The following is a 6,891-nucleotide window of genomic DNA, read 5'->3' as shown; positions in this document are numbered from 1 at the left end:
AGAGTCGAACTCATGCACTGGCTAATTTCATAAATTCCTTTTTTTGTCAACTCCTAATACTGAACCGACGCCCTAGGAGCGCTATTGGTCAATCAAAAGCTAAAACTTAGCCATTGATAGAAGGAGCAACCATTGCTACAGGAGTTGTTTCGCCAGCAACCAAATCAAGCGGGAAGTTGTGAACATTGTGTTCGTGCATCATTTCCATACCCAAGTTAGCGCGGTTAATCACATCAGCCCAAGTATTGATCACACGACCTTGCGAGTCGATAATGGATTGGTTGAAGTTGAAGTTGCTAGGTAGATCGAGATGACAGTTTAATTATGCCCGCACCAACTCCAACCGATATCGGTACAAAGCCACAGGATGCCCCCCAGCCGCAAAATAATCCGGGTCTTGTGGCGACAAATAAATCGCTGTCACCTGATCCGCCTCAATTCTTTTACTCGCAGAATCGCCATTTTTCCCACCTCCAACAACTTGATAAGCAGTTGTAGTTTCCACCTCGTTTAAATAAATATCAGACTCTCCCCGAAAAATCTGCTGAGAAATCTCTGTAGACACAAACTCGCGAGGATTCGGCGTCTCAGTTCCCCGACTGGTAACAATCGAAATTAATTGGCGTTCCCCTTTCAAAACAGTAATTTGGCGGTTGGGATTGGTCGGATCGACTTTCACTGAAAGTACGCCACGATCGCCTAAATAAGCCTTGGCAATATTCAAACCGTTAAAAGTGCGATCGGCTACAATCTTTTGAGCCTTTTTCAATGTATAATTAGAAATTAACCCAAGATTTTTTTCAGGTTGAAATCGCACTTTAAATAATATCGGCTGCTGCAAATACTGGCGGTTGCTTTCAAACCCTGGCGTGACAATATTTGGCGCTAAAGGAGAGGCTAAATCTACCAAAGTGCTAGCAACATCCCAATTCCCCGCCATCCAGTCTGGATATACCAAATCTCCCTTAGCTACAGCGATAGAAGGCTTGCTTTCCCAATCGGGAAAACTTGATATGCGATCGCCCAAAACCCCCGCCCTCGCAACGCCACCCCACAGCAGTACCGCCAAAACCAGACAAAAACTCCAAATTACCTTCATACCCAATTACATTCAAACAACTAATTTTCTGTCTCTCTTTCTCTTCTTTATCTCTTCTCTGCGCCCTCTGCGGTTCATTAATTCAAAAATCAGACAACAAATCAGTTAAACATCATATTTTATACCATTTTCATAAACAGGCAAGATGCCTGTTGCACAAAAATAAATGTTCTGCTTGTGGGGAGTAGGGGTTGGGCATCCTGCCCGCCCCCAATATGCAATTTAAAGGTGGAAAAACCTATCTTTTAAAGAGCCTCAACAGGTGCAGGTTCCCAAACCTCCCCGTATTTTTCCTTCAATTCGTGCCAATTTTCCACCTGTCCTGGTTCGTATTCCCCCGGCTTTCCCCACTGCAAAAACGCGCTCAAAGCAGCCTCATTTTGTTCGTCCAGAAAACGGATTACATAAGTAGTGAAATTGCCTCTTTTTGCCTCACCAGTTTCAAACTTCACCTGTTTAATTTTGTCCATATTCAAGTGAAACTCAAATATTTCGGCGTGCATATTGGCATACTTTCCCTTCGGCAACTCCGCATAAAACAGCTTGTGAATTGAACCGCGCACTTCCAGCACCGCCGCGCTGCTAGTCACGATTAAACGCAGCGTTCCCAATTGTTCGCAAGCTTCCAAGAACTCTTTCAGGTTAGGCATAATTTAATTTTGGAATTGGGTATTGGGTATTTGGAATTGGGCATTGGGCATTGGGCATTGGGCATGGGACATTGGGCATTGATTATTGGTAATTAAAAACAACAATCACTAACAACCAATGACTACTGACTACTGACTACTGACTACTGACTACTGACTACTGACTACTGACTACTGACTACTGACTATGTTTCGTGCAGTTCGTAAGCAGCGACAATCCGCTGCACTAGAGGATGTCGTACCACATCCGCCTGAGAGAATTCGCAGAAAGCAATGCCCTCAACGTTGCGTAGAATGTTTTGGGCGACTGACAATCCCGACTGTTGGTTTGGTGGCAAATCTGTTTGAGTGATATCCCCCGTTACTACCATTCTCGATCGAAAGCCCAGACGAGTCAACACCATTTTCATCTGAGCCGGCGTCGTATTTTGAGCTTCGTCCAAAATTACGAAAGCATTGCTGAGAGTGCGGCCCCGCATATAAGCTAAAGGAGCTACTTCTATCAAGCCTCTTTCCATTAAATCGGCCATTTTTTCAGGGTCGATCATTTCTTGCAGGGCGTCGTAAAGCGGGCGCAAATATGGATCGACTTTTTGCTGCAAATCTCCTGGCAAAAACCCTAATTTTTCGCCAGCTTCCACGGCTGGCCTGGTTAAAATCAGCCGTTCGTACTGCTTGCTTAACAGCGCTTGTACGGCGAAAATAGCTGCTAGAAATGTTTTGCCAGTACCAGCAGGGCCAATGCAAAATGTCAGATCGTGTGTGCGTACTGCTTGGACGTATTGCCGCTGCTTGAAGGTTTTGGCTCTAATTTCTTCGCCGCGGCGGGTTCTGGCGAGAACGTCTCGCTGCAAGTCTTGTAAATCGCCTTGGCGGTTGGTATCCAAAGCTTGGCGTGCCGTCTGGATTTCAACTCCGGTAATATTTTTGCCGGATTTCCAATAGTCGGAGAGCGATCGCACTAATTTATGACACAATTCTACTTGACTTTTTGTGCCGGAAATCAGCAGTTCTTGCCCTCGCATTACCACGTTAGCACCGGTTTGCTTAGAGATCATTTTCAGGTTTTCTTCTTGATGACCGGCCAGCGACATTGCGCTTTGGGTGCTCGGTAACTCTATTATTAGTTTTTCATTCATGCCAACATAAGCTCCTCCAAATAAGCAATTAATAGTTAACAACTAAACGTTCAACCTGTCACTATTTGCGAACAAAAAGACGCCAGTTACTAGGTTTTACCTAGTATCTAAGGCGTCTTTTAGATTTAGCTCCCAAATGAGTTTGGTGCTTGAGGCACAAATCAAATCTCCCTTCTATTAAGTCAGGCAATTTTAGATTTTAGATGGGAAATTTTAGATTTTAGATTAACCTGATGCCGCTGACATTTGAAATTTTAAATTTTACATTTGTTTCCGATCGCAAAATCGGCAATTTCAAACCAAACGGGGCTTGTAATACAAAGTCTACAACAGGCAATCTAAAATCTAAAATTCTTTCTGGGTTCTGCAGTTAGCTAATAACCGGGAGTATTTCTGCTCGTTCTAAACGTAGGTGTGTTAGTACGGCGAGGTTGTTCTCTCGGAGTTCTGCTAGCTAAGGGACTCGGCGACGGAGGTGGCGTCCGGGGTCGGAAGTCGCCTCGCGGCTCCCGCGAGCCACGATCTGGCCGATCGCGATCTGGGCGGTCGCGATCCGGGCGATCGCGATCGCCCCTGGGCGGGCCAGATCCGCGATCACCCGCTTCACCATCGTATATATCTAAGTAGAGCGACTGACCCGCCGTCTGCGCCACCGCTTCGAGCGTAGTTCTAATCGCCTGAATATTGCGTCCGCCCCTACCGTAAACCCGGCCTTTGTCGGGATCTTCAAAAGCCAGCCTAACCCAGACCCGCGATTGGCGCGGGTGCAGTTCGCAATCAACCCGCAAAGAGCCTGGGGTCTCTAAAAAAGGCCCAATTAAAAACTTAACCAGTCCAGCATAGTTGGGACTAGCTGACTGTTGCTGTGCTGGATTCAACGTTGGCTCCGGCTCCGACTTGTTCAAATACATGGGCTTTTCTCAGGATGTCACGCACAGTGTCAGTTGGCTGAGCGCCGTCTTGCAGGCGCTTGACAATCGCTGGAACATCCAGCCTGGTTTCGTTATTTCTGGGGTTGTAATAGCCGAGCTCTTCTAAGGGACGGCCGTCGCGGCGGGTAGAACTGTTCATCGCTACAATCCGGTAGCTTGTCTCGCGTTTTTTCCCGTATCTCTTCAATCGCAGTTTGATCATCTTCTTGCACAATAGTCTTGTTTCAATTCTAAGCTATTTTGTCAGTGCTCCTTCCCCGAACCCCAACTCAACCCCTATTTCTTAACCTCCGACCAAAATATCGCTACGATTTGCTGCCCCTAAGGCAGGTCTGGCGCCGTCAATGTGCGGTGTAATTGCTACTGGCAAAATCGATACAGTTCCCCACTGCTGCACCAATTTTTGCAAAAATATATCTTGCTGTGCTCTCAAAGAGTCCCAATCGGTGCCGCGATTAATAATTGCAAACCACACTAAACCCCGATCGCGCGTGGGTATGGCTCCAGCCAAAGCAATCACCGTGTCCAAAGTACCAGTTTTCACCACAGCCGATCGCGGAATGTGTCGGTGTTCCAAAGTTCCTCGATCGCGCCCGGACACCGGAAACAAGTCAGCAATCGTCAGCCCAGTCGTCTGAAGGTTGCGCCCGATCGCCTGCATCATCCCACAAGCCGCCCTCGGAGACATCCGATTTTCCACTCCCAATCCCGAACCGTTAACTAATTGAAGTTCCTCCTCCGGCACCCCCGCAGCCCAAGTCGCTTGCTGCTGCACTATTTTTGCCCCGCCCAAATCGTCTGCCAGCATCTGAGCTATTTCATTATCACTGTGGACGTTCATCTGCTTGAGAATTTCGGCTAAAGGGAGCGATCGGCGCTTCAGCAGCAAACGCCCCGAAGTCACAAATTTCTCAGCAATGACGCTGCCGGCCACCGTTACTTGCGGCTTTCTAGTTCCCGGAGCCATCTTAGAATACATTGCCACCACGTCCGCAGGCCAATTGCTACCCTCAAGAGCTTGCCGCAGTATCTCCCCCGCGGCCAAAGGATCGGACTGATAATTCATGCGAAAATTGCCTGTCACCACCAAATTCCCTGCCACACGATTGATACCCATTTGATTGAGAGCATTGCCAACGGCGATCGCCTCCTCCCACACAAACAGCGGATCGCCCCCGCCGCTGACCACCAAATCTCCCTGCAACACCCCATTCCTAATCGGCCCAGTTCCCCGGAACCGCGTTTCAAACTGATAATCAGGGCCCCAAGTCTCCAGCGACGCCAGAGAAGTTGCAATCTTAGTCAGCGAAGCCCCAGGCATCAGCGTCTTCCCCTGCTGACTTACCAGTGGCACCATTCCCGCTTGCACCCAAATTCCCTGATTTCCATCAATCAGGTTTTTGTCTTTCAACTCTTTTAAATATTCCCGCACTGTCGCTTCTGCAGGCAAGTCTGGATTTGCCGCATTTATTCGCCCAAAAGCCAAATCTTCGGCCACCACTAACCCGGGTATCCCTCCCCGCCAAGCCAGCACTGACGCAGCATTAGGCGCGGCAGTGCCTACCCCAGCCATGTCCAGCCACAGAGACATCATCCCTGAGCTAAATAAATCCAGCATTTTTTACTCCTAAAGTCAATCGATTTGAGATTTGAGATTAAAGAATTGAAGAAAGCGCTCCCACTGATAAATCCGGGGGCAAGTGATGAGGATGGGGAGCTTTTTTCTTGCTCCACGGATGAATCCGGCGTTCCCGGACTAAAGTGCTTGCGGTCATGTAAACTATTTCATTGATTTTTTCAATATGCCGTCAAAAATAGTAAAGTAGTGACAAAACAAGTTCTATCAGAGTAGTCGGAAATAAGAATTGTCCGATCGCCCTAGCGAGCGGATTTTAGTTCTTTATTCAGACTTATGGATTCACGCTCCTGACTTCCTGGTAGAATTTTTAGTGTTTCTCAAACATTGGTCAATGGGATCGACACGCGCAAGAATTGCAATAGACGCTATGGGTGGGGATCATGCCCCCGCCGAGGTTGTAGCTGGAGCGCTTAAGGCACAAGAAGAATTAGGCGTAGAGATTTTGCTCGTGGGCGACCCGCAGCAAATAGAAGACTCGCTCCGGCAACAAGACGCGATCGGCCGCGTCTGTACAGGTCAGCTAGAAATCGTTCCTTCTGAAGGAGCGGTGGAAATGCACGAAGAACCTTTGAGTGCCCTCAAACGCAAGCCCAACGCTTCGATTAACGTAGCGATGAACTTGGTAAAGCAGCAGCAAGCTGATGCTGTGGTGTCCGCCGGTCACTCCGGCGCGGCAATGGCTGCTGCCCTGCTCAGGTTGGGCCGGCTCCCCGGAATCGATCGCCCTGCGATCGGTGCGGTTTTGCCGACAATGATACCGGGCAGCTCTGTACTCATTCTCGATGTCGGCGCTAACGTGGACTGCCGCCCCAAATTTTTGGAGCAGTTCGCTCTTATGGGAACTATTTACAGCCAGTGCGTGCTGGGCGTCGCCGAACCTAAAATCGGCCTGCTCAACATTGGCGAAGAACCTTCTAAAGGCAACGACGCCGCAGTGCGAACTCACCAGTTATTGGTGGACAACCCGAACATTCCTTTTGTGGGCAATGCCGAAGGCCGCGACGTGCTGTCGGGGAAATTCGACGTGATTGTCTGCGACGGGTTTGTAGGCAACGTGTTGTTGAAGTTTGCCGAAGCTGTGGGCGAAGTCGTAGTCCAGGTGCTTAAGGAAGAGTTGGTCAAAGGACTCCAACATCAAATGAACGACCCTATGCTGCAAAAAAGCTTGCAAGGATTCAAGCAGCGGGTAGACCACGTTGAACACGGCGGCGGTTTGCTATTGGGCGTTGCTGGAGTTTGCATTATCAGCCACGGTTCGTCTCAAGCTGGCTCGATTTTTAATGCCATTCGTTTGGCGAAGGAGGCTATTGACAACCAAGTGCTGGAGCGAATTCGATCGTCCAATAACCAAAGCGCTCTGGAACAAGAAGCTGTGAATTAGAGGCAGTAAGTAGGAATTAAAAATTAAAAATGTAAAATTAAAAATGTCAGA

Annotated in this window: 7 protein-coding genes and 1 pseudogene; 1 reads left to right on the top strand and 7 read right to left on the bottom strand. The window is 48.4% G+C overall.

Features of this window, described 5'->3' with window-relative positions; translation table 11 throughout:
* Positions 1 to 106: 106 nt before the first annotated feature.
* The 7 genes and pseudogenes from QUA03_RS18095 to QUA03_RS18065 form a co-directional block, all read right to left on the bottom strand.
* Positions 107 to 298 (bottom strand): annotated as a pseudogene (locus QUA03_RS18095) (photosystem II q(b) protein); the annotation flags it as partial.
* A 24-nt stretch (positions 299 to 322) separates the two neighbouring features.
* Complete coding sequence (locus tag QUA03_RS18090) at positions 323 to 1,099, bottom strand: DUF6816 family protein (RefSeq protein WP_333213655.1); 777 nt, start codon at positions 1,097 to 1,099, stop codon at positions 323 to 325.
* 245 nt (positions 1,100 to 1,344) lie between these two features.
* Entirely contained in the window at positions 1,345 to 1,749 is a 405-nt protein-coding gene (locus tag QUA03_RS18085; protein WP_333213653.1) for a ChuX/HutX family heme-like substrate-binding protein, read from the bottom strand.
* Between the two features lie 185 nt (positions 1,750 to 1,934).
* Positions 1,935 to 2,888 (bottom strand): PhoH family protein, encoded by a 954-nt coding sequence (locus QUA03_RS18080; protein ID WP_333213651.1) that lies wholly within the window; start codon positions 2,886 to 2,888, stop codon positions 1,935 to 1,937.
* Between the two features lie 374 nt (positions 2,889 to 3,262).
* Complete coding sequence (locus QUA03_RS18075) at positions 3,263 to 3,766, bottom strand: KH domain-containing protein (RefSeq protein ID WP_333057401.1); 504 nt, start codon at positions 3,764 to 3,766, stop codon at positions 3,263 to 3,265.
* Positions 3,738 to 4,022: a 30S ribosomal protein S16 gene (gene rpsP / locus QUA03_RS18070; RefSeq protein ID WP_333085027.1), complete on the bottom strand. Its 285-nt coding sequence runs from the start codon at positions 4,020 to 4,022 to the stop codon at positions 3,738 to 3,740. Before rpsP ends, QUA03_RS18075 begins: the two co-directional genes overlap by 29 nt.
* An 81-nt stretch (positions 4,023 to 4,103) precedes the next feature.
* A complete protein-coding gene (locus QUA03_RS18065) occupies positions 4,104 to 5,438 on the bottom strand; it encodes a D-alanyl-D-alanine carboxypeptidase (protein ID WP_333213649.1) in 1,335 nt (444 codons plus the stop codon).
* Between the two features lie 352 nt (positions 5,439 to 5,790).
* Between QUA03_RS18065 and plsX the strand changes: the two genes are divergently transcribed.
* Positions 5,791 to 6,840 carry a phosphate acyltransferase PlsX gene (gene plsX, locus QUA03_RS18060; protein ID WP_333213647.1) on the top strand — a complete coding sequence of 350 codons (1,050 nt, stop codon included), beginning with the start codon at positions 5,791 to 5,793 and terminating at the stop codon, positions 6,838 to 6,840.
* Positions 6,841 to 6,891: the final 51 nt, after the last annotated feature.

It is taken from the genome of Microcoleus sp. S36b_A4 (genome assembly GCF_036700645.1).
Lineage (GTDB): Bacteria > Cyanobacteriota > Cyanobacteriia > Cyanobacteriales > Microcoleaceae > Microcoleus.
This window is presented reverse-complemented; position numbering and strand designations above follow the sequence as displayed.